The organism is Catellatospora aurea (genome assembly GCF_042663325.1).
GTDB lineage: Bacteria > Actinomycetota > Actinomycetes > Mycobacteriales > Micromonosporaceae > Catellatospora > Catellatospora aurea.
In genome coordinates, this window is sequence record NZ_JBHTAC010000053.1 from 39,239 (window position 1) to 59,522 (window position 20,284).

The 20,284-nt window shown below is 72.6% G+C and carries 21 protein-coding genes; 7 read left to right on the plus strand and 14 right to left on the minus strand.

Annotated features, from left to right (window positions below; translation table 11 throughout):
* Positions 1-222 precede the first annotated feature (222 nt).
* On the plus strand, positions 223-981 hold the full coding sequence (locus tag ACFQO7_RS32845; RefSeq protein WP_376810036.1) for a DUF2127 domain-containing protein: 759 nt from the start codon (positions 223-225) through the stop codon (positions 979-981).
* A gap of 208 nt (positions 982-1,189) precedes the next feature.
* Here the strand turns inward: ACFQO7_RS32845 and ACFQO7_RS32850 are convergent, their stop codons facing one another.
* Positions 1,190-1,591, minus strand: coding sequence for a YidB family protein (locus ACFQO7_RS32850; RefSeq protein WP_376810037.1), 402 nt, complete (start codon positions 1,589-1,591; stop codon positions 1,190-1,192).
* Between the two features lie 125 nt (positions 1,592-1,716).
* On the opposite strand from ACFQO7_RS32850, the gene ACFQO7_RS32855 reads away from it, so the two are divergent.
* Positions 1,717-2,115: a hypothetical protein gene (locus ACFQO7_RS32855; RefSeq protein WP_376810038.1), complete on the plus strand. Its 399-nt coding sequence runs from the start codon at positions 1,717-1,719 to the stop codon at positions 2,113-2,115.
* A 108-nt stretch (positions 2,116-2,223) separates the two neighbouring features.
* On the opposite strand, the gene ACFQO7_RS32860 is transcribed toward ACFQO7_RS32855, so the two are convergent.
* Complete coding sequence (locus ACFQO7_RS32860; RefSeq protein WP_376810039.1) at positions 2,224-2,994, minus strand: IclR family transcriptional regulator; 771 nt, start codon at positions 2,992-2,994, stop codon at positions 2,224-2,226.
* A 35-nt stretch (positions 2,995-3,029) separates the two neighbouring features.
* Between ACFQO7_RS32860 and ACFQO7_RS32865 the strand changes: the two genes are divergently transcribed.
* A complete protein-coding gene (locus tag ACFQO7_RS32865) occupies positions 3,030-3,713 on the plus strand; it encodes a bifunctional 4-hydroxy-2-oxoglutarate aldolase/2-dehydro-3-deoxy-phosphogluconate aldolase (protein ID WP_376810040.1) in 684 nt (227 codons plus the stop codon).
* Positions 3,703-4,800, plus strand: a complete 1,098-nt coding sequence (locus ACFQO7_RS32870; RefSeq protein WP_376810041.1) for a sugar kinase — start codon at positions 3,703-3,705, stop codon at positions 4,798-4,800. Before ACFQO7_RS32865 ends, ACFQO7_RS32870 begins: the two co-directional genes overlap by 11 nt.
* A gap of 89 nt (positions 4,801-4,889) precedes the next feature.
* Here ACFQO7_RS32870 and ACFQO7_RS32875 read toward each other — a convergent pair whose 3' ends face one another.
* The 9 genes from ACFQO7_RS32875 to ACFQO7_RS32915 all read right to left on the minus strand — a co-directional run bounded on the left by ACFQO7_RS32875 (position 4,890) and on the right by ACFQO7_RS32915 (position 13,641).
* Positions 4,890-5,411 carry a 2'-5' RNA ligase family protein gene (locus ACFQO7_RS32875; RefSeq protein WP_360534551.1) on the minus strand — a complete coding sequence of 174 codons (522 nt, stop codon included), beginning with the start codon at positions 5,409-5,411 and terminating at the stop codon, positions 4,890-4,892.
* A 140-nt stretch (positions 5,412-5,551) separates the two neighbouring features.
* Positions 5,552-6,295: an SIR2 family NAD-dependent protein deacylase gene (locus ACFQO7_RS32880; RefSeq protein ID WP_376810042.1), complete on the minus strand. Its 744-nt coding sequence runs from the start codon at positions 6,293-6,295 to the stop codon at positions 5,552-5,554.
* Between the two features lie 27 nt (positions 6,296-6,322).
* Positions 6,323-7,096, minus strand: coding sequence for a hypothetical protein (locus tag ACFQO7_RS32885; RefSeq protein ID WP_376810043.1), 774 nt, complete (start codon positions 7,094-7,096; stop codon positions 6,323-6,325).
* A gap of 10 nt (positions 7,097-7,106) precedes the next feature.
* A complete protein-coding gene (locus ACFQO7_RS32890; protein ID WP_376810044.1) occupies positions 7,107-8,105 on the minus strand; it encodes a hypothetical protein in 999 nt (332 codons plus the stop codon).
* Positions 8,106-8,175: 70 nt separating this feature from the next.
* Entirely contained in the window at positions 8,176-8,994 is an 819-nt protein-coding gene (locus tag ACFQO7_RS32895; RefSeq protein WP_376810045.1) for a metallophosphoesterase family protein, read from the minus strand.
* 45 nt (positions 8,995-9,039) lie between these two features.
* Complete coding sequence (locus tag ACFQO7_RS32900; protein WP_376810046.1) at positions 9,040-9,465, minus strand: GNAT family N-acetyltransferase; 426 nt, start codon at positions 9,463-9,465, stop codon at positions 9,040-9,042.
* A gap of 42 nt (positions 9,466-9,507) precedes the next feature.
* Positions 9,508-9,960, minus strand: a complete 453-nt coding sequence (locus ACFQO7_RS32905) for a hypothetical protein (protein WP_376810047.1) — start codon at positions 9,958-9,960, stop codon at positions 9,508-9,510.
* A gap of 616 nt (positions 9,961-10,576) precedes the next feature.
* Positions 10,577-11,512: a DUF4184 family protein gene (locus tag ACFQO7_RS32910; protein WP_376810048.1), complete on the minus strand. Its 936-nt coding sequence runs from the start codon at positions 11,510-11,512 to the stop codon at positions 10,577-10,579.
* A 41-nt stretch (positions 11,513-11,553) separates the two neighbouring features.
* Positions 11,554-13,641, minus strand: a complete 2,088-nt coding sequence (locus ACFQO7_RS32915; RefSeq protein WP_376810049.1) for a prolyl oligopeptidase family serine peptidase — start codon at positions 13,639-13,641, stop codon at positions 11,554-11,556.
* A gap of 154 nt (positions 13,642-13,795) precedes the next feature.
* Between ACFQO7_RS32915 and ACFQO7_RS32920 the strand changes: the two genes are divergently transcribed.
* Positions 13,796-14,842, plus strand: coding sequence for a glucose 1-dehydrogenase (locus ACFQO7_RS32920; RefSeq protein WP_376810050.1), 1,047 nt, complete (start codon positions 13,796-13,798; stop codon positions 14,840-14,842).
* A gap of 107 nt (positions 14,843-14,949) precedes the next feature.
* Here the strand turns inward: ACFQO7_RS32920 and ACFQO7_RS32925 are convergent, their stop codons facing one another.
* Genes ACFQO7_RS32925 through ACFQO7_RS32935 form a run of 3 tightly spaced genes read right to left on the minus strand, consistent with a single transcriptional unit; the run spans position 14,950 to position 18,132 of the window.
* Positions 14,950-15,741, minus strand: coding sequence for an alpha/beta fold hydrolase (locus ACFQO7_RS32925; RefSeq protein WP_376810051.1), 792 nt, complete (start codon positions 15,739-15,741; stop codon positions 14,950-14,952).
* Positions 15,738-16,622 carry an SDR family oxidoreductase gene (locus ACFQO7_RS32930; protein WP_376810052.1) on the minus strand — a complete coding sequence of 295 codons (885 nt, stop codon included), beginning with the start codon at positions 16,620-16,622 and terminating at the stop codon, positions 15,738-15,740. Before ACFQO7_RS32930 ends, ACFQO7_RS32925 begins: the two co-directional genes overlap by 4 nt.
* A gap of 22 nt (positions 16,623-16,644) precedes the next feature.
* Positions 16,645-18,132 (minus strand): flavin-containing monooxygenase, encoded by a 1,488-nt coding sequence (locus tag ACFQO7_RS32935; RefSeq protein ID WP_376810053.1) that lies wholly within the window; start codon positions 18,130-18,132, stop codon positions 16,645-16,647.
* 151 nt (positions 18,133-18,283) lie between these two features.
* Between ACFQO7_RS32935 and ACFQO7_RS32940 the strand changes: the two genes are divergently transcribed.
* Complete coding sequence (locus tag ACFQO7_RS32940; protein ID WP_360534525.1) at positions 18,284-18,901, plus strand: TetR/AcrR family transcriptional regulator; 618 nt, start codon at positions 18,284-18,286, stop codon at positions 18,899-18,901.
* Positions 18,902-19,206: 305 nt separating this feature from the next.
* Positions 19,207-20,284, plus strand: a 1,078-nt coding sequence (locus ACFQO7_RS32945; protein WP_376810054.1) for a cellulose binding domain-containing protein, incomplete at its 3' end; no start/stop codon positions are given.

Below are 20,284 nucleotides of genomic sequence, written 5' to 3' on the forward strand. Positions count from 1 at the left end.
GAAGGCGATCGGCCACTGCCCACCCGCAAACAGTGGCCGGGGCCACTGCTGAGCGCTGAAAAGGCGCAGGTCACGCCCCTAGTCCATGCTTTCGTAGATTGTTGATGTAGTACTTTCGGCCGATGGTAATACGGACATTTCACGCGTCTGCGGTGCTTGACCAATCGGCCTGAAACGGGCCGAAACCGGATAGCCTGTGAGTGGTACTCAGGCGGGAGCGCTATGGACTGGAACCTGCTGGCCTGCGCCCGGCACCACCTCACGTACTCCCCGGATGAGCCGGAACTGCGCGATCACCTGTGCGTGCCGACCGGGGAAGGGCCGGCCTGGCGCTGCCTGCGCTGCGGGAACTACGTGCCCGGGCCGCCGCGCGCCGCCGGGCCCGCCGACGAGGCGCCCGTGCCGCTGCGCGGCCAGCTGCTGCGCGACGCCGTGGTGCTGCGGGCGCTGGCGGTCGAGCGCCTGGTCCGCGGGGTGCTGCTGCTTCTCGGGGCGTACGCCGTCTGGCGCTTCCGCGGCGAGCGGCTCGCCGTACAGGCCGAGTTCGACCAGGACCTGCCCCTGCTCCAGCCGCTGGCCGACCGGCTGCACTGGAACCTCGCCGACTCCCCGCTGGTGCACCTCGTGCGCACCGCCCTGGCCACCCGGCCGCAGACGCTCACCCTGATCGCCGGCGCGCTCGCCTGCTACGGGCTGCTCCAGCTCACCGAGGCCACCGGGCTGTGGCTGCTGCGCCGCTGGGGCGAGTACCTGACGGCGGTGGCCACCGCGATCTTCATCCCGCTGGAGGTGTACGAGCTGGTCGAGCGCGTCACCTGGGTCCGGGTCACCGCCCTGGTGATCAACATCGCCGCCGTGGTCTTCCTCGTCTACCGCAAGCGCCTGTTCGGCGTGCACGGCGGCCGCGCCGCATACGACGCCGAACGCCACCACGCCAGCCTCCTCCAACTCGCCCGCGCCGCCGCCGCCACCGCCCCCTGACCCCGGCCGCCCCGGCCGCCCCGGCCGCCCCGGCCGCGCGCGGCCCGCCCGCGCCTGCCGCAACTCTTAAAGAGTCGCGCCTACCTGAGCCTTCTTATGCCGCGACTCTTTAAGAGTTGCGGCGGGAAGGGGCGGGGCGGGGCGGGGGAGACGTGGAGCGCCCGCTCGGCGGGGCCGGGCGGGCGCTGGTGCAGGTGGTTTGGCCGGGTCACTGGCCGAAGAGCTTGCCCATCATCTGCTGGAGTTGCTGCGGGTCGGGCAGCTGGCCCTGCGGGGTCGCCTGGTTGACGATCTCGGGCAGCACCTTGGCGAGGTCGTCGGCGGCCTGGCGCGGCGTGGTGCCGGCCTGCTGGGCCACCTGCTCGAGCGTGCCGCCACCCAGCGCCTGCTGCAGCTGCGCGCCGGTCACGGTCTCGTTCTTGCCGGTACCGACCCAGGACTGCACCTGGGGGCCGAGGCCTGAACGGCTGAGCTGATCCACCAGACCGCTGAGGTTCGCCTGACCGCCACCGCCTCCGCCACCGGACATCTGGCTGAACAGACCCTTGAGCAGGCTCTGGATCTGCGGGTCGCTCATCAGCTTCATGATCTGGTTGAGGTCGACTGCCATTTCCCGTTACCCCCGTACTCGGTGCTTGGACACTCTTCCTCGACCCTAGGGGGTCGGCCGAACGGCTGAGGCAAAAGCGGTGAAATGCCTCCAGGTGCTGGCGGCGTTCGTCCAGAATGTGCCGCATGACGGAATACACCGATCAAGAACGCCAGACCCTGCGCACCGCGGCCTTCGGGGCGGTCTTCCTGGTATCCCATGCCGACCCCGGCTTCTTCGCGAGTTTCAAGGAGAGCATCGCGGGCGCCAAGGCGCTCGCCGGCGCGTCGCCCGAGCTGCAGAGCGTCTTCAAGTCCGGCGGCCTGCCCGAGATCCCCAAGGGCTCCCCGGCCGAGCTGGAGTCCGGTGTGCTCACCGCCCTGCAGCAGTCGACGGGCATCCTGCAGGCCAAGTCACCGCAGGACCTGACCGAGTTCCGCTCGGTGATCACCGCCGCCTGCGACCAGGTCGCCAACGCCTCCGGTGGCGTCAAGGACACCGAGACCGCCGCCATCGCCAAGGTCAAGTCCGCCCTCGGCGCCTGACCGCCCGCCGTTCGTTCAAGATCGCCAGACTTGCCCGGCACCTGTGCGTATCCGCTTTCAAGATACGCACAGGTGCCGGGCAAGTCCGTTGATCGTGGCGTGGTCCGCCTAGGGCAGCAGGTGGGCGGCGGCGCGGAGTTGGGTGGCGTGGCGGTGGAGGTCGGCGACGATCTCGGTGACCGTGGATTCGCGCAGGCGGGCCAGCGGGACGGAGACGCTGATCGCGTCGACGGCGGGCGTACGCAGCGGCACGGCGACGGCCAGGCACATGATGCCCTCGGTGTTCTCCTCGCGGTCCTCGGCGTGGCCGGCCTCGCGCACCCGCGCCAGCTCGGCGTGCAGGGCCTCCGGCGTGGTGAGGGTGTGCGGGGTGAGCGCGGCCAGGGGCCAGTCGAGCAGCCGGTCGACCTCGTCGTCGGGTCGCACGGCCAGCAGCGCCTTGCCCAGCGCGGTGGCGTGGGCGGGCAGCCGGCGGCCGATCGCGCTGAACAGCCGCAGCGGATGCGCCGACTCGCGTTTCGCTATGTAAACGACGTTCGGCCCGTCGAGCCGACCCAGGTGCACGGTCTCGCCGAAGCGGGTCGACAGGGCGTCCAGGGTGGCGTTGACCAGCCCGACCGAGTCGTCGCTGTCCAGATAGGTCGCACCGACCTGCAGCGCGCGTAGGCCGAGGCCGAAGCGGGTGCCGGTGGCGTCGGTCTCGACCCAGCCGCGCTGGGCCATCGTGCGCAGCAGACCGTGCAGGCTGCTCTTGGGGATGTCCAGGTCACGGGACAGCTCGACCAGCCCGCGCGGGCCGCCGGCGGCGAGCGCCTCCAGCAGCTCCAGGGTGCGGTCGGCGGACTTCACCGGCGGGCGGTCGGCCCCCTGCTGGTTCATTGCCAATCCCTTCGTCCGCCACTATGGTCACATACGTGACTGCTGTTCACCAACATGAACGTTCATCTGACATCGTCCGGCTGCTCGCCGGTGACCGGCTGCTGCCGGTGGTCATCCTCCCCGACGCCTCCGCCGCCGAACCGCTGGCCGCCGCGATCTCGACGGGCGGGCTCCGCTCCATCGAGGTCACCCTGCGCACCCCCGCCGCGCTGGAGGCGATCAAGCGGCTCGCGGCCTCGTCGGACCTGCTGGTCGGCGCGGGCACCGTGCTGAACCCCGAGCAGGCCGAACGGGCCGTCGAGGCCGGCGCCCGCTACGTGGTCTGCCCCGGTTTCAGCGCCGCGGTGGTCCGCCGCTGCCAGGACCTCGGCGTGCCCGTGTTCCCCGGCGTGGCCACCCCGACCGAGATCCAGATGGCCCTGGAGGCGGGCCTGGAGGCGGTGAAGTTCTTCCCGGCCGAGCAGCTCGGCGGCGCTGCGATGGTCAAGGCGCTGTCCGCGCCGTTCCCCAGCGTGCGCTTCGTGCCCACCGGCGGGGTGACCACCGCCAACCTGGCCGCCTACCTGGCCGTGCCGGCGGTGCTCGCCGTCGGCGGCACCTGGATGGTCGCCGCGGATCTGCTGGCCGCCGGGGACTACGCCGAGATCACCCGGCGCACCGCCGCGGCCGTCGCGGCGACCCGCCCGGCTGAGCCCGAAGGAGGCTCCGATGCCCGTTGACGTCCGCCCGGCTGAGGACTGCCGCTACGACCTGGTCTCGCTCGGCGAGGTGATGCTCCGGCTCGACCCGGGCGAGGGCCGGGTGCGCACCGCGCGCTCGTTCCGCGCCTGGGAGGGCGGCGGGGAGTACAACGTCGCGCGCGGGTTGCGCCGGTGCTTCGGTTTGCGTACCGCATTGGTCAGCGCTTTCGCCGACAACGAGGTGGGCCGGCTGCTGGAGGACATGATCCTCACCGGCGGCGTGGACACCTCGCTGGTGAAGTGGCTGCCGTACGACGGCATCGGCCGCACCGTGCGCAACGGACTCAACTTCACCGAGCGCGGCTTCGGCGTACGCGGCGCGGTCGGCGTCTCCGACCGGGGCCACACCGCCGCCGGGCAGCTGCGCCCCGAGGACGTGGACTGGGAGCACCTGTTCGGCACGCTGGGTGTGCGCTGGTTCCACACCGGCGGCATCTACGCGGCGCTGTCCGACACCACGCCCGACGTGATCGAGGCGGCGATGGCGGCCGCCCGCCGGCACGGCACCGTCATCTCGTACGACCTCAACTTCCGCCCCAGCCTGTGGAAGGCGATCGGCGGCAAGGCGCGGGCGCAGGAGGTCAACCGGCGGCTGGCCCGCTACGTCGACGTGATGATCGGCAACGAGGAGGACTTCACCGCCAGCCTCGGCTTCGAGGTGCCCGGCACGTCCGAGGACCTGTCCGACCTGGAAGCCGAGAACTTCGAGAAGATGATCGGCCAGGTCGTGCAGGAGTACGACAACTTCAAGGTGGTCGCCACGACGCTGCGCACCGTGCGCAGCGCGACGGTCAACGACTGGGGCGCGGTCGCCTGGAGCCGCGACGGCTTCGCGCACGCCACGCACCGCCCCGGCCTGGAGATCATGGACCGGGTCGGCGGCGGCGACAGCTTCGCCAGCGGCCTGATCTTCGGCCTGCTCACCACCGGCGACCTGGGCCGCGCGGTCGAGTACGGCGCCGCCCACGGCGCGCTGGCGATGACGACCCCCGGCGACACCTCGATGGCGACCCGCTCCGAGGTCGAAGCCCTGATAGCCGGCGCCGGCGCCCGCGTCCAGCGCTGACCCGCCCGGATATCCGCAGGTCAAGACACCGAAAGGTAAGAAGGGCACCTTCTGCATCGCATAGCGATGTGAAGGTGCCCTTCTTTCGTTCAGGCGGCGGGGAGCGGGTGGTACAGGTCGCGGGCGTGGTCGGCGACGGCCGCGCCGGTGATGGTGGCCTCCAGCGGGAGCATGTCCAGGCAGAGGCGGATGGCGTCGGTCATCTTCACCAGCGGCACGCGCATGGACAGCGTGCAGTGCGGCACCCAGGCCCCGGGCTGGTAGAACGATCCGGTCTCGATGCCCGCCGCGGTCAGCCGCCCGTGCACCGCCGCGTGGTGGGCCAGCAGCTCGGCGGTCGGCACCGGCCCGAGCCAGAGCACGCGGCCCAGGAACTGCCCGATGTGGTCGAACGTGAGCCGGATCGGCGGCGCGATCGCCAGCCCGCGCAGCGCCGCCTCGACCGCGGGCCCGTCGAGCGCGTCCGCGCTGGTGATGGACAGATGCGGCCGGTGCTTGCGATGGGTGAGATCGCGCAGAGTGGGCACCCCCTCGGCCTCCAGCGCGTTCCAGAGGGTACGCAGCCGCGCGGTCGCGACGGGGTCGAGGTAGAGCTCCAAGGCAGCGGCCATGGTCGGACACAGTACCGCCAAGATCGCTCCCCAACGACCGAGTATCGACCCGCTGATCACGACGATCTTGCGTGGACTGTGGGTACGACACGCCCGCGACGGGCAAATGCCCAACAGTTCGCGCAAGATCGTCGTGATGGTCAGGACGGGTGGGCGGCGATGAGGGCGGCGACCATGCGGGGGAGGGCTTCGCCGATGGGGTCGCGGATCACCTCGTCGGCGACGGGGTCGTAGGGGGTGGGCTGGGCGTTGACGATGGTGGTCTTGGCTCCCTCGGTCATGGCGATGGCGCAGAGGGAGGCGGCGGGCTGGACCATCAGCGAGGTGCCGACCGCCCAGAAGACGCGGCAGGCCTTGGCGATCGCGCCGGCCTGGGCGAGTGTCTCGCCGTCCAGGTTCTCGCCGAACATGACCGTGCCGGCCTTGAGGATGCCGCCGCAGGACAGGCAGGCCGGGTCCGGGTCGCCGGCCTCGACCCGGTCCAGGGCGTCACGCATGGTGCCGCGCTCGCCGCAGCCCATGCAGCGCACCGTGAACATGGTGCCATGCAGCTCCAGCACCTTGCGCGGGGTCGAGCCCGCCTTCTGGTGCAGGCCGTCGATGTTCTGCGTGATGATGCGTACCGGGAAGCCCGCCCGCTCCAGCTCGACCAGGGCCAGATGCGCGGGGTTGGGCTGAGCGGTCCACGCCGCGTTGTCGGCGCGGGCCCGCCACGACGCGCGGCGCACGGCGGGATCGGACATGTAGTACTCGTAGGTGAACATCTTCTCGGCGGCCGGATCCCGGGTCCACACGCCCTGGGGTCCACGAAAGTCCGGGATCCCGGAATCGGTGGAGATGCCCGCCCCGGTCAGAACCGCGATCATCGGCTTGCGCTCGGTCATGACGTCCATGATTTCAAGGCGCTCAAATCAATTCGCCAGAGCGGGCGCGCACGGCCGCCCAGCCGCCGACGGCTCACCGCACAGGTAGCACCAGTCGGACTCGGCGGGCTGGAGCGTGCCGAAGGCAGGCACCTCCCGCGCATCGGGGACCTCGGTGGCACGCAGGGCGAACGCCCACAGATTCCACCGATCCATGCCCTCGTGGATCCAGCTGCCCAGTTCCGCGAAGAAGGCCAGCTCGTCGCCGACCCACCAGAGCAGTCCCGGGCCGCAGGCTTCCGTGCACACCGGCGGTAGCCCGATTCCGGTGATCGGCGGCACGACGTCGTTCGGGACCCTGAACTCGAAGCTGCGGTGGGGCCGATGACGCAGCTCCGCCAGCAACGCGTCGTTCTCGAGGCGTTGCTCGACACTGCGGCACAGGACCCGGTAAGGGACGGTCTCGCCGAAGTCGACGGCGACACGGCCGTCGGCCAGCACATCGAGACCCCAGGTCAGGTCCCCGTCCACGATTCCTTTGAACGCCCAGCCCTGCTCGGCGGCGCGGGCTGTCGGTCTGCCGTTCAGTCCGTACGTTATGGGGTTGCCGACGATGAGCTTGTAGGCGATGCCCCCGAAACGGTGCTCGAACCCGACCATCGCTTCGACGACCTCCGCCGGGGGCCTGCTCACCCGACCGGCCGTGCCGACGGCCCGCGCCTGCGCGCGGATCACCTCCTCGGGCGTCGGGTCCCTCCGGTCCGCCCGGGAGAGCAACTGCCGCAGCGGTCGGCTCACCGCCGGATCGTCGAGGATGTGCACGCCGCACAGGCTAGCCCGCCGGCGGGTCGTCGTGGGTCCGCGGCAGCGCCGGTCGGCACGGGTCGGCGGTGTTCCCGGCGTGGTCGAACCGGCCCGGTCGCAGGTCCCAGTCGGCCAGCAAGGCGACCAGTGCCGTCTCGTCGGCGGCGACGGCCTTCCGGACGAGTACGGCGCAGACGTCGTAATCGTCGGTGGACAGCAACCGCTCGTCGTACTCCCAGTGCGTGATCCGGAACGACCGGTACCTGTTGCGGCATTCCCAGCCGCGGCGGCGGGCGGACTCGTCGTGCTCGGTGAGGTCGGGGGTGATGTCGACGAACGCGCGGCGACCCGGTGCCGACGCGGTGACCTCGGTGACCAGCCGCCGCCCCAGGCGCAGCGCGGCCAGCCGGCCGCCCGCGAAGTCCACGATCCCGCCGCCGGGCCCGCCGACGCCGGTGCGCCGCCAGATCTGCCGGAACCGGTGCGCCGCCTCGACCTCCGACTCGCGGACCGGGAAGTTCGGCGGGCCGCATGGTTCGATGCCGCACCGGCGGCAGGGCTGCTGCTCGAAGCGCGACCCGCAGAGCGGGCACGTGTCGGACCAGTCCTCGCCGGAGCGGTAGGCGGTGATGAGGCGCGCGACGACCACCGGCAGCCGGTCCGTCGGGTGCAGTTCGGGATCCGGGCAGTAGGCGAGCCGGTACCTGCCCCACGTGTGCCAGGCGTCGGCCTTGCGCGCCGCGCGCCGCCCGTCCGCTTTCTCCGCGAGGCGCCGGGCGGAGTACGCCGACTGCTCGGCGGTCCAGAGGGCACGCGCCTCGGACAGTTCGTCCACAGCGCGGACCAGTGCCTCCGGGTCGTCCCCGAGCCGCTGCGGCATGGCGGCGCTGACCAGCAGGTGGTGCCAGGTCGCGCGGAAGCCGTACGGCGGGAACTTGACGACGCATTCGCGCAGCATGTGCATCCGCTGCAACAGGTCGAGCTCCGTGGTCCGTACCCGGCGCGCTGCGGCAGGAAAGCTGGTCACGGGCACGACAGTAGCGACCCGGCAGACTGCGCGGCGTGGACTTTTCCGGCCGGGGGAGTGCGCCGACGGCTCAGCCGGCGCTCGCCGGCGGGGCGGCTTCCCGCGGGCGGCGGTGGTAGCCGGGTCCGCCGGGTTCGTTCATCTCGCCGCGGTACACGCCGTGCAGGATCTCCGACTCGTACCCGGTGTACTCGGGCATGCCCGTCTCCCGGGCCACCGCCAGCTCGGCCTGCACGTCGTAAGGCACCCGCACGAACTGGATCGAGAACGGGGCCTCGGCCTCGGACCCGAAGACACCCTCCAGGATCACGTACACGGGAGTGGGGTCGTCCATGGCGTTGCCGACGCTGCCGGTGTTGAACAGGGTGCGCCGGGCGCGGTCGACCTCGTAGTACGGGTCGTGGGTGTCGCCGTACCCGACGACCGTGGGCTCGGGTCCGTCGCCGGTCGCCGGGGTGTTGGCGAACATCGACAGGAACTCCGCCTCGTCGTGGTCGAACCGCACGCGGTGGTGCACCGAGTCCGACGACGCGTGGTACAGCCGCACCCGCCGCCCGCTCATCAGGAAGTCGTGGCTGAACGGCAGCGCCCGCAGCCACTCGCCCTGCCCCGGGCCCAGCTGCGCCAGCCACCACGCCAGCGCCGGGCTGTCGTAGGCCCGGTCAGGGTCGGGCAGGAAGTCGTCCCAGTTGCCGAGGATGTTGACCTCGCACCGGGTACGGCAGATCTCGATGACTTCGCGCCCGCGCGGTCCCTTCCCGACGTAGTCGCCGAGGTTGAAGACGCGGCTGATGCCGCGGGCGTCGATGTCGTCGAGCACGGCCTCCAGCGCGGTGAGGTTGCCGTGCACGTCGGAGATGAGGGCGATGCGGTCGAGGGGTGGACGCATCCCATGATCCTAAACACGGGACGGCCACGCTGCCGTCCCGTGCCGTCAGCGGGCGGTCAGCGGTTTGACCCAGCGGGACCACTGCGGCTGCGGCCGGTATCCGGCGGCGGTCCACGCCGGGGCGGCGAGCTCGTTGTCGTCGAGCACCATCGCGTCGGCGCGCTGCCCGCCCAGGGCCGCGAAGCGCTGCTCGGCGGCGTCGAGCAGGGCCCGCCCGATGCCCTGGCGGCGGCGGTCCGGGTGCACCGCGTACCGGTAGAGGTGGCAGCGCCAGCCGTCCCAGCCGGCGATCAGCGAGCCGACGATCTCGTCGCCGTCCACGGCCAGCAGCAGCGCCCCGGGGTCGCGGGCCAGCAGCGCGGCCACCGCCGCGCCGGCGTCGTCACGGTCGGTGTCCTCGGCGGCGGTCTTCCAGAACTCGAGCACCGGTTCGATGTCGGCGGCGTCGGCGGTGCGCAGGGAGAAGGGCATGCCCGGGATTCTCCCCGCCGCGGTGGCGCGGCGTGCGGCCGCCTAGGCCGACCAGGGGAGGAACAGCAGGCCGACGATGCCGGTGGCCAGCGACATCACGGCGAGCGTCGCGGTCCAGACGACGCTCAGCGCGGTCGGCGTGGGGTTGCCGGCGAGGAACCGCCGGTGGACGGCCGCACGTTCTTCGGCCGGGACCACCTGGTCGAGCCATCCCTCCGACTCGGCGTGGTAAAACCGCGTCCACGCGCGGGCGTAGCTGACGCCGATGGCGCTCAGCGCGCTCAGCACCGAGGCCATGAACATCAGGATGGCCAACCGGTCGGCCAGGACGAGTTCGCCGGGGAAGGGCTGCGTGACGGTGGCCGCCACCGCGCACAGCAGCACGGTGCCGCCGAAGCCGAGCGCGGCGATGCCGTTGGCGGCCGACTGGTACTGCTGCACCCGGCGCGAGGCCATCAGCGCGAGCTGCAGGTGGGTTTCAGGGGTGGTGGGCACGGCATTTTCTAGCACGGCCCGGCAATACCATGGGGTCGCTGCGAGCGACGGGGGTGCGCGGCGGCACGACGGAGGTCAGATGCAGCGCAGGCGGACGGCACTGCGGGTACGCGTGCACGCGTTGCCAGGTCGGACCGGGCTGCGCCGGGTAGTGGTGCCGGACCCGCCGCTGCGCGACACCTACCAGACCCTGCTGCTGTGGCAGCACACGGGTGCGCTGACGGCGTCCCGCGCGGACCTGTGGCGGCTCGGCGCGCTGTTCCGGTTCGCCGCGGTGAGCCCGCACTCGGCGGTGTACGTGCCGCTGCGGCGCAACCCGCGCGACGAGTACGCCGAGCACTGGTCGAACGAGCAGGGCCTCGGCGACCTGGTGATCATGCGCAGGGACGTGGTCCTGCGGCCCGCGCACTGGACCGCACTGCGCACCCGGCTCGGGCGCGGCCCGCATCCCAGCCGGGCTGCTCTGGTGAGCGTGCCGTCGCCACGGCCGCCCCATCCTGAGCGGGGCTGGGACTGGCGCGAACACGGGCTCGCCGTGGCCGAGCACGGCGACACGCTGTTCTGGTCGGGCACGGCGCGCGCCCTGTACGCCGCCGGCGACGACCTGGCCTGGTGCTCAGGCCAGGTCTCGCGGCACGTCGACATCCGCCGGTTCGGCGGCCCGGCGCTGCTCAGCCAGTGGACCGGTCCCGGCTGGCCGTTCGGATCCATCGACCGCCGGGACGAGACCTGGGAGTGCATGATCCTGGCGGTGGACCCCCGGCGTCAGCCCTGACGGGTGACTGCTGTCGGGGACGTGGATCGTCCCGGTGGTCCGCGCGGCACGTGCCTGCACCGCTGCGGCACCCGCGAGCAGCGCCAGCGCCGCGAACAGCATCACCCGCACGGCCTGGTCGCCCACGAGCCGCACCGGGTGCAGCGGCAGCGAGGCCAGGCCGAGTGCGAACACCACGGCCACCGCGGTCCAGAATAGGGCCGGCCGTGGTACGTCCGCCGCCGCCGCCGACCCGTACCAGCGCCGCAGCAGGCGTTTCCGGCCGATGTGGACGAGCAGCGCCGTGGCGGCCGCGAAACCGGCCAGGTTGGAGCCGATGGACAGCAGCTCCCACCACGGCATACCCGGCCCCGCCTGGCGATGCAGGAACGGGAGGAGGACCCGGCCGCCGTCTACGGTCGGATGGGTCAGCGCGTCCCAGCCGATGTGGCAGACCGCACCGATGACCGCCGAGATCGCGGTGATCAGCCAGTGGTGCCGTGCCAGGCCCAGCGCGCCGTAGTCGCGCAGGGCCAGCGGCCCGCCCGCGGGCAGGTGTGCGGCGATCGTCGGCGCGGCCCACCGGACCAGGCGGGTGCCGACGACGGCCAGCGGCAGCGCCCACCACAGGGGCGCGTGCCACGCGTGGCTGTGGATCGTCACGCCGTAACCGTCGGCGGCGAAGGCGAGGTCGGGCGCGACCGTGCCGATCACCAGCGCGACACCGTCGAACCAGCGGGGACGCCACAGCTTGAGCGGGACGACGGCGACGGGATGGGTCGGCAACGTCAGCGGCATGATCCGATCGTAGAGATCGCCCGCCGTCCCGCGGCCGGCCGTCAGGGCCGGCGGGTGTACGCCGTCAGGAACGCCAGCTCGTCCGCGCACAGGTCCAGGGTGCGCGACACCGACCGGTTGCCGTGTCCGACGTCGCCCTCCCGGCGCAGCAGCACCGGTCGTCCGCTCGTCGTGGCGTGCTGCAGCGCGGCCGCGAGCTTGCGGGCGTGCAGCGGGTCCACCCGGCTGTCGCCGTCGAACACGGTGAACAGCACGGCCGGATAGTCCGTGCCCTCGTGCACGTGGTGGTACGGCGAGTACGACAGCAGCCAGCCGAGCTGCTCCGGGTCGTCGGCGGTGCCGTACTCCCCGGCCCAGGTCGAGCCGAGGCCGAACAGTTCGTAGCGGACCATGTCCAGCAACGGAGCGGAGCAGACCACCGCGGCGTACGCCTGCGGCCGCTGGGTCAGCGCCGCCCCGACGAGCAGGCCGCCGTTGGAGCCGCCCATGACCGCCAGCTGCCCCGGCGTCGTGGTGCCCGAGGCGACCAGCCAGTCCGCGGCGGCGTGGAAGTCGTCGAAGACGTTCTGCTTGTGGGCGAGCATGCCGTCGCGGTGCCACTGCTCGCCCTCCTCGCCGCCGCCGCGCAGGTTCGCCACCGCCCACACCCCGCCGGCCTCCGCCCAGGCGATGGCCATCGGCGAGTACCAGGGGGTCAGCGAGATGTTGAAGCCGCCGTAGCCGTACAGCAGCGTGGGCCGCGGGCCGGTGGCGGGCGCGCCGGGCGCGACGACGAACATGCGCACGTCGGTGCCGTCGGCGGAGGTGTAGGTGACCTGCTCGGTGACCACGTCGCCGACCGCGGCCGCGCCGGGCGGGCGGGCCCACAGGCCGACCGTGTTGTCGCGGGCGTCGAAGCGGTGCACGGTGCCGGGCGTGGTGTGGTCGCCGTAGCTGAACCAGGCCTCGTGGCCGCCGTCGCGGCGGGACGTGAGCGGGCCGAGGCTGCCCACCCCGGGCAGCGCCACCTTGGCGACCTCCTCGCCGGTGTGCAGCTCGTGCACGGTCAGTTCGCTGAGCGCGTGCCGGGTCGTCGCCACCAGCAGCACCGGCGTCCGCAGCGCGGGGCCGTCGAGGATCTCGTAGTCCTCCAGCACCGCCCCGGGGTCCTCGGCGATCAGCTCGCGCCAGTTCGGGTACGCGAGGTCGACCGGGTCGGCCACGCACAGCCGCCACCGCGGCGCGTCGCGGTTGGTCTGCAGGTAGACCAGGCCGTCGTGGAAGTGCGCGTGGGTCATCGCGTCGACGCCCTGCTGCACGGCGCGCAGCGCGGGCGCGTCCGGCGGGCTCGCCGCCAGGTCGGCCAGCCACAGGTCGTTGCGCGGATCGGTGCCCTGGGTCTCGCTGATGGTGAGCCAGCGGCCGTCCCGGGACACGCGCGGCATGAAGTAGCGGCCGCGGGGCGAGCCGTCGCCGAGGATCAGCGGGTCGGTGTCCGGGTCGGTGCCGAGCCGGTGCAGGTACACCCGGCGGTGCAGTTTCGGGTCGTCGCCCTCGACCGCGCCGGGGGCGAGGAAGCGCGAGTAGTAGAACGCCTCGCCGCCGGGCAGCCAGGCGATGGCGGTGTGCCGCATCCGGTCGATCGGCCCGTCCACGACCGCGCCGGTGGCCACGTCCAGCACCCGCAGCAGCGGCTCCTCGGTGCCGCCCACCGACATCGCGTACGCCAGCAGCGTGCCCTCCGGCGACGGGTAGTACCAGTCGAGCGTCGTCGCGCCGGTCGGGTCGGCGGCGTTCGGGTCGAGCAGCACCCGCTCGGCGCCGTCCGGTTCGATGACCAGCAGCACCGCGTGGTCCTGCGCGGCGGCGCGCCGCTGGAAGAAGCCGCGCTCGCCGTACCAGACGGGGGCCGTCACCGCGCCGACGGCGAGCAGCTGCGCCAGCCGGTCGCGCAGCGCGGCGCGCTCGGACCAGCCGGCCCGGTGCTCGGCCAGCAGCTCGTCCTGCGCCTGCGACCAGGCCGCGGTGTCCGGGTCGGCGGGGTCCTCCAGCCAGCGGTAGGGGTCGGCGATCCGGTGGCCGTGGATCTGCTCCACGAGGTTCAGCCGGGCGGCGGGCGGGTAGGCGAAGGGAGCGCGGTCCGTGGACATGCCGTAAAGGATGCACTACACGCGGTGTTGTCGCACGTGCGAGCAGCGGCGTATGCCGCTGGCCGATAGACCCGGCAAGCCGGGCATCGGGGACACGGCCGACCGGTGGGCGAAAGCCCGCCGCACGCGGAGCAACGAGCCTAGGGTGACGCATATGCGAGGTTTGATCGTCGAGGCGGGACGCCCGGACTCGGCCCAGTGGGTCGACGACCTGCCGGAACCGGACGAGTCCGAGGGGCAGGTGCTGGTGCAGGCGCTAGCCGTGGGCGTGTGCGGCACCGACCGCGAGATCGTCGCGGCGGAGTACGGCACCGCGCCCGGCCCGGACAGCCGGCTGGTGATCGGGCACGAGTCGCTGGGCCGGGTCATCTCCGACGACTCCGGCCGCTGGCAGCCCGGCGACCTCGTGGCCGGCATCGTGCGCCGGCCCGACCCGGTGCCCTGCGTCAACTGCCTGGTCGGCGAGTGGGACATGTGCCGCAACGGCCGGTACGTGGAGTGCGGCATCAAGGAGCGGCACGGCTTCGCCCGGGAGCGCTGGCGCGTCGAGCCCGACTTCGCGGTCGGCCTGGACGCCTCGCTGCTGGAGGTGGGCATGCTGCTGGAGCCGACCAGCGTGGTCGCCAAGGCCTGGGAGCACATCGAGCGCATCGGCCTGCGTGCCCGGTACGAACCGCGGACCGTGCTGGTCACCGGCGCCGGCCCGATCGGCCTGCTGGCCGCGCTGATGGGCCGCCAGCGCGACCTGGAGGTGCATGTGCTCGACCGCTCCACCGGCGGCCCCAAACCCGACCTGGTCGCCGGCCTCGGCGCGACCTACCACACCGGCCAGGTCTGCGACCTGGACTTCGCACCCGACCTGGTCCTGGAGTGCACCGGCGCGCCGCCGGTCATCGCGCAGGTCATCGACCAGGTCGGCCCGAACGGCACGGTCTGCCTCACCGGCGTGTCCAGTGGCGGCCGCAAACTGTCGCTCGACCTCGGCGGCCTCAACCGCGACATGGTCCTGGAGAACAACGTCGTCTTCGGCTCCGTCAACGCCAACCTGCGCCACTGGCAGGAGGCCGCGCACGCCCTGCGGTCCGCCGACCCCGACTGGCTCTCGGCCCTGATCACCCGCCGCGTTCCCGCCGCCGACTACGCCACCGCCCTCGAAAACCAACCCGACGACATCAAAGTCGTCCTCGACTTCGCCGCCTGACCCGCCCCGAGCAAAGGAAGGGCACCTTCCCATCGCCACGCGATGTAGAAGGTGCCCTTCCTAACGGTCGGGTGCAGCTGAGCAGGGCTGATGGCGGCTGGTGGCGGTCAGGCGGTGGTGGCGGCGGTGGTGGCGAGGATGACCTCGGCGAGCAGGGCCGGGTCGTCGCTCATCGGCACGTGGCCGCAGCCCGGAAGGGTCACATGCCGGGCCTGCGGCAGCCGCTCGCGGGCGGTCCCGGCCTGGCGCGGCAGCAGGATCCGGTCGCGGTCGCCCCAGGCCACGGTCACCGGCACGGACGGCACGCCGCGGAATTCGTAGCCGCGGGCGGCGGCTCGCGCGACCGGCCGGAAACCGGCCGCGCCGCGCAGCGCCAGGGCGTCGGCGACCGCGCGTTCGGCGTCGAGCCGGCCGGGGTGGCGCATCAGCATCGCGAACGCGAGCGCCCGGGTGCGGGAGGGCCGCATGTTGGCCCGTACCACCGGCTGCGGCAGCAACGTGCCCCAGCGCATCGCAGTGAGCACCGTGAGGGCGTACCGCATGTGCCGGCGCGTCCAGAAACCCGCCGGGGAGATCGCCGTCGCCGAGGCGACCACCCCGGCCGCGGCCAGTTCGAGGGCGATCGCGCCGCCGAGGCTGTTGCCGGCCACGTGCGGGCGGCGCAGCCCCTGCTCGTCGAGCCACTGGGCGACGGCGGCGACGGTCTGCGGCATGTCGGCGGGCATTCCGCCGGACGGCACCGGCGAGCGGCCGAAGCCGGGCAGGTCGATGGCGATCACGTCGTGGTGCTCGGCCAGCCGGTCGAGCACCGGCTCCCAGGCCCGCCAGTGGTGGCCGATGCCGTGGATCAGCACCAGGGGCTCGCCCGCGCCGCGGCGCTCGTACGCCACCTCGATCATGACCTTCCTCCGTCGAGGGTCTCCGCGCTGTGCGCGCCGAAGGACCGGCCCAGAGCCGCCACCTCCTGTTCCAGTCGGGGCACCAGCGACCGCGACCGCCGCCCCACCAGCCGGTCGCTGAACGCGCTGTTCACCACGGTGCGCAGCAGCTGCACCCCGGCGATGGCCCGCGGCACGTAGACGCGCCTGCGCCGGTGCTCGACGCCGTGGACGAACGCCCGCGCGCACTGCTCGACGGAGCTGGTCGACCCGACCGGCCAGGGTAGGCTGCCGAACGCGGCCCGGAACGCCGGGAGGTCGTCCTTGGCGTCGCGGACCAGGTCGGTGTCCACCCAGCCCGGGTGGGCGGTGCCGACGGCGACGCCGTGATGGGCCAGCTCCAGCCGCAGCGCGTTGCCGAAGTGCTCCACCCCGGCCTTCGCGGCGCAGTACGCCGACATGCCCGGCAGCGCGGTGAACGCCGCCGTCGACGAGACCAGCAGGTAGTACCCGCGGGCGGCGATGACCGGCGCGGCCGTGGCGGCGGCTGTGCGCATCACCCCGATAAGGTTCACCTCGACGGTGCGGGCCAGTGCCTCGACGTCACCGGTCGCGACGGTGCCCAGGCCCGCTATGCCCGCGTTGGCGATCACGCAGTCGATGCGCCCGAACCGTCGCAGCGTCCCGGCGACGGCCGCTTCGAGCGCGGCCGAGTCGGTGACGTCGGCTTCGTACCAGGCCGCGCCGTCGAGTTCGCCGGCCAGCCCGCGCAGCCGGCCCGGCTCGAGCCCGACCAGGGACAGCCTGGCCCCACGCGCGGCGGCCAAGTGGGCGGTGTGCGCGCCGATGCCCCGGGCCGCGCCCGTGATCAGCACGACCTGGTCGCGCAGCGGTCGTCTCATGCTCGCTCCTCGCGAAGCTCGCTCATCGCGCCTCCTCGGCGGCGGGGGTGCGGGCCGGCACGGGCCGGTAGGCGGCGGCGTCGAAGCGGCGGGTGCGCAGCCAGTAGGACCAGGTGTAGCCGGGCCACAGGGTGGAGTTGCGGCCGTCGGCGTCGAGATACCAGCTGCGGCAGCCGCCGCTGGTCCACACCGTGCCGTCCATCGCGCGGTCCAGCGCGGCGTTGTAGGCCCGCTGCGCGTCCGGTCGGGGCTCGATCGCGGCGACGCCCGCGGTGTCGAGGTGGCGCAGCGCGCCCAGCACGTACGTGAGCTGGCACTCGATCATGAAGACGACCGAGTTGTGGCCGAGCCCGGTGTTCGGGCCGAGCAGCAGGAACAGGTTCGGGAAGCCGGTGACCGCGATGCCGCGGAAGGCGGACATGCCGCCCGCCCAGTGCTCGGCCAGCGTGCGCCCGTCGGCGCCCCGGATCGTCTGCGCCATCGGCAGGTCGGTGACGTGGAACCCGGTGCCGAACACGATCGTGTCGGCGGGATGCTCGCGCCCGTCCGCGGTGACGACGCCGCCGGCGGTGACCCGGGTGATCGGCTCGGTCACCAGGTCCACGTTGGCGCGGTCCAGCGCCGGATAGAAGTCGTTCGACAGCAGGACCCGCTTGCAACCCATCGTGTACGAGGGGGTGAGCCGCTCGCGCAGCACCGGGTCGGCGATCGACCGGCGCAGGTGGCGGCGGGCCATGGCCTGGCCGAACCGCATCAGCGCCGGGCGCAGGAACGCGGTGGCCTGCAGCTCGCGTCCCCAGTACACCCCGGCCCGCAGCAGCCAGTGGGTGAACGGCGCGGAGCGGAACAGCCGGCGCTCGACGGCGCTGATGCGCCGGTCGCGGCGCGGCAGCACCCAGGCGGGGGTGCGCTGGAACAGCGTCAGCGCGCCGACCCGCGGCGCGATCTGCGGCACGAACTGGATCGCCGAGGCCCCGGTGCCGATGACGGCGACCCGCCGCCCGGTCAGGTCGAGGTCGTGCCGCCAGCGCGCCGAGTGGAACGTCTCGCCGCCGAAGTCCGCCAGGCCCGGCAGGTCCGGGATGGACGGCTCGGTGAGCGGCCCGCCCGCGGCGACCAGCACCTGTGCCGTGTACGCGCCGTGGGAGGTGTCGATCCGCCACAGCCGCGCGGCGGGGTCCCAGGCGGCGGCGTGCACCTCGTGCCCGAGCCGCAGGTGCGGGCGTATGCCGTCGGCGCAGCGGCGCAGGTAGGCCCAGATCTCCGGCTGCGGTGAGAAGCTGCGGCTCCAGCCCGGGTTGCGGGCGAAGGAGAAGGAGTACATGTGCGAGGGCACGTCGCAGGCGCAGCCCGGGTAGGAGTTGTCCCGCCAGGTCCCGCCGACCTCGTCGCCCCGGTCGAAGACCAGGAAGTCCCGGTGGCCCGCGCCGCGCAGCCGGATCGCCGCGCCGATCCCGCCGAACCCGGCCCCGATGATCGCGATGCGGGTATGGCGATCCGCGCTGCTCACGGGTGACCTCCTCCGTGGTACCGATGGGTACCAGCCCTTGCCCGAGAAATTACCACCGGGTAACAGGGCGGGGAAGGCCCGAAATCGTCACGAGCCACCGGTACAGTCTGCACCCATTCGACCCTGACTCGCCCCGACCAGCGGAGGAGCCATGGCCGCCCCCACCCGGACGCCCGAATCGGTCCGCCGTGACCTGACCACGGCACTCGCGGCGTGCGTCGCCGAGAAGGGCTACGCATCGACCACCATCGCCGACATCGTGGCGCTGGCCCGGGTCTCCAAACGCACCTTCTACGAGCACTTCGCCGCCAAGGAAGAGTGCCTGATGGCGCTCTACGAACACGTCTGCGACCGGCTGATGCTGATCATCCGGGCGGCGGCCTCCGGCGACCAGCCGTGGCCGGAGCGGATCAGCGACGGCGCGGCGGCCTACCTCGGCGCGCTGGAGACCATGCCCGCGTTCACCCGGACCATGCTGATCGAGGTGCAGGCGGCCGGGCACCGCGCGTTCACGCTGCGCCAGCTGACGCTGCAGCGCTTCGCGGGCACCCTGGTGGATCTCGTCGAGGTGGGCCGGCTCAGCGATCCCGACCTGCGGCCGCTGTCGCAGGGGCAGGCGCTGGCCATCGTCGGCGGCATCAACGAGCTGCTGCTGCACGCGATCGACCCGTACACCGGGTCGGCCGGCGAGGACGTCGAGGGCCGGTTCGCCGCGCTGCACAGTGACGTCGTGCGCCTGATCTCCGCCGTGCTCAACCACCGCGACTGAAACTTTCACCGCTGGTCAACGCATAGACACATGGTGTTGTGTCGTGCTTGTTTCGTGTGCGACGATGACCGCACTCGCGTAGGGAGCACACGCGATTTCACCGCCGAGGGCACCCGGTGTCACACCGGGACGGCGTTGTCACGGACCGCGTTCCGGTCGTCTGCGTTCACCTTCAGTTCCGCCCGCCGGGCAGGGCACCCCGCACCACCTCCGTGGCGTCTCGGCGCGGCCCTCTTCCGGCTGTCTCTGCGGCGTCCACACCGGACCCCTGCCCGGGGATCCGGAAACGGCCCAAGGAGAAGGCAATGAGATTCCCGATCAGGCTGTCCGGAAGGCGCAAGGTAGTCGCGCTGACCGGTGCGAGCGCCCTCGTGGTCGCCGGCCTTGTCACGCTCCCCGCGGCGATCGCGCACGCCGCGCCCGGTTGTGACATCACGTACACCTCCAACGACTGGACCGAGGCCCCCGGCAGCGGCGGCTTCACCGCGTCCATCACGGTCAAGAACACCGGCGACCCGATCACCAGCTGGTCGCTGAAGTTCGCGTTCCCGTCCGGCCAGACGCTGACCGCCCCCGGCTGGTCGGCCACCTGGGCGCAGTCGGGCGCCAACATCACGGGCACCAGCCTGTCCTACAACGGCACGCTCGGCACGGGCGCGTCGACCAGCATCGGCTTCAACGGCCGCTGGAGCGGGGCCAACACCAAGCCGACCGCGTTCACGCTGAACAACACCACCTGCACCACGGGAGGCGTGACCCCGTCGCCGAGCACCGGCCCGAGCAACAGCCCGAGCCCGCAGCCGAGCGCGAGCACCAGCCCGAGCCCGCAGGCCCGCTCGATCATCATCACGCCGTCGTCGGTGAGCGTCGCCGAGGGCAGCAGCTCGTCGGTCACCGTCAAGCTGAGCGCCGCGCCGACCTCGAACGTGACGGTCGCCCTGGCCCGCAGCGGCGACACCAGCATCAGTGCGCCGTCGTCGGTCACGCTGACCCCGTCGAACGCGGTCGCCGGTGTGAGCGTCGCCATCTCCGCCGCCGAGGACAGCGACCAGACCAACGGCACCGCGACCGTGGCGGCGTCCGCCTCGGGCTACACCGGCGCCTCGCTGGCCGTGACCGAGATCGACAACGACATCACGCAGAGCGGCAAGGCCGACAACCCGTACGCGGGGGCGCGTGGTTACGTCAACCCGGAGTGGAGCGCGAAGGCGGCGTCCGTGTCGGGTGGCAGCCGGGTCTCCAACCTGTCCACCGCGGTGTGGCTGGACCGGATCGCGGCGATCGAGGGCACGTCGGGCAGCAGCTCGAACGGGTCGATGGGCCTGGAAGACCACCTCGACGAGGCGCTGCGGCAGTACAACGCGGGTTCCGGGCCGCTGACCG

What these genes read in the sequence shown, in the direction of transcription:
- ACFQO7_RS32860 (WP_376810039.1), bottom strand. Translation starts at nt 2,994, where the DNA reads ATGAACCAGCAGGGGGCCGACCGCCCGCCGGTGAAGTCCGCCGACCGC.
- ACFQO7_RS32875 (WP_360534551.1), bottom strand. Translation starts at nt 5,411, where the DNA reads ATGGCCGCTGCCTTGGAGCTCTACCTCGACCCCGTCGCGACCGCGCGG.
- ACFQO7_RS32895 (WP_376810045.1), bottom strand. Translation starts at nt 8,994, where the DNA reads ATGCGTCCACCCCTCGACCGCATCGCCCTCATCTCCGACGTGCACGGC.
- ACFQO7_RS32900 (WP_376810046.1), bottom strand. Translation starts at nt 9,465, where the DNA reads ATGCCCTTCTCCCTGCGCACCGCCGACGCCGCCGACATCGAACCGGTG.
- ACFQO7_RS32940 (WP_360534525.1), top strand. Translation starts at nt 18,284, where the DNA reads ATGGCCGCCCCCACCCGGACGCCCGAATCGGTCCGCCGTGACCTGACC.
- ACFQO7_RS32855 (WP_376810038.1), top strand. Translation starts at nt 1,717, where the DNA reads ATGACGGAATACACCGATCAAGAACGCCAGACCCTGCGCACCGCGGCC.
- ACFQO7_RS32920 (WP_376810050.1), top strand. Translation starts at nt 13,796, where the DNA reads ATGCGAGGTTTGATCGTCGAGGCGGGACGCCCGGACTCGGCCCAGTGG.
- ACFQO7_RS32880 (WP_376810042.1), bottom strand. Translation starts at nt 6,295, where the DNA reads ATGACCGAGCGCAAGCCGATGATCGCGGTTCTGACCGGGGCGGGCATC.
- ACFQO7_RS32915 (WP_376810049.1), bottom strand. Translation starts at nt 13,641, where the DNA reads ATGTCCACGGACCGCGCTCCCTTCGCCTACCCGCCCGCCGCCCGGCTG.
- ACFQO7_RS32870 (WP_376810041.1), top strand. Translation starts at nt 3,703, where the DNA reads ATGCCCGTTGACGTCCGCCCGGCTGAGGACTGCCGCTACGACCTGGTC.
- ACFQO7_RS32850 (WP_376810037.1), bottom strand. Translation starts at nt 1,591, where the DNA reads ATGGCAGTCGACCTCAACCAGATCATGAAGCTGATGAGCGACCCGCAG.
- ACFQO7_RS32930 (WP_376810052.1), bottom strand. Translation starts at nt 16,622, where the DNA reads ATGAGACGACCGCTGCGCGACCAGGTCGTGCTGATCACGGGCGCGGCC.
- ACFQO7_RS32845 (WP_376810036.1), top strand. Translation starts at nt 223, where the DNA reads ATGGACTGGAACCTGCTGGCCTGCGCCCGGCACCACCTCACGTACTCC.
- ACFQO7_RS32910 (WP_376810048.1), bottom strand. Translation starts at nt 11,512, where the DNA reads ATGCCGCTGACGTTGCCGACCCATCCCGTCGCCGTCGTCCCGCTCAAG.
- ACFQO7_RS32925 (WP_376810051.1), bottom strand. Translation starts at nt 15,741, where the DNA reads ATGATCGAGGTGGCGTACGAGCGCCGCGGCGCGGGCGAGCCCCTGGTG.